Origin of the sequence: Candidatus Frankia alpina (genome assembly GCF_902806485.1) — a bacterium.
GTDB lineage: Bacteria > Actinomycetota > Actinomycetes > Frankiales > Frankiaceae > Frankia > Frankia alpina.
The window spans coordinates 1-463 of sequence record NZ_CADCWT010000584.1 but is presented as its reverse complement, the minus strand read 5'-3'; the positions used below and the strand labels follow the sequence as shown (position 1 = coordinate 463).

At 67.4% G+C, this 463-nt stretch carries 1 protein-coding gene; it reads right to left on the bottom strand.

Annotated elements, in window-relative coordinates; all coding sequences use genetic code 11:
* Positions 1-386: IS701 family transposase (locus G6R25_RS24600; RefSeq protein ID WP_205447466.1), on the bottom strand; the 386-nt coding region annotated here is incomplete at its 3' end.
* Between the last annotated feature and the right edge of the window lie 77 nt (positions 387-463).

Sequence of the window (463 nt, the reverse complement as noted above, 5' to 3'; positions counted from 1 at the left end):
GCGGCGTGCACGCTCACCGCGACCTGACAGTTCCCGATCTTCCCCAGCGTGCCCGAGTACATCCGGGCCACCCCCGGAGAGTGGACACCGTCCTTGACGAACCCGGTGTCGTCGACCACCAGCGCCTCGGGCCGGACGAACTCGGTCGCCCACCCGGCCAGCCGCCGCCGCACCTCCACGTGGTCCCACGTCGAGTTCGTCACGAACTGCTGCAACCCCTGGTGGTCCACCCCGAGACGCTCGGCCATCGGCTGCATGCTCTTGCGCTTGCCGTCGAGCAGCAGCCCGCGCACGTACGTCTCGCCCTTGACCCGCTGGTCCTTGCGCGGCAGGTCCGCCAGCATCCGCGCCGCGAACTCCACCACCACAGGACGGACCTGATCCATCTCCTCCGGCGTCACGAGAACCACTCCACCAGACGAAGATCCGGACCAGGAAACCGCCTGATCAACGATCTAACAAA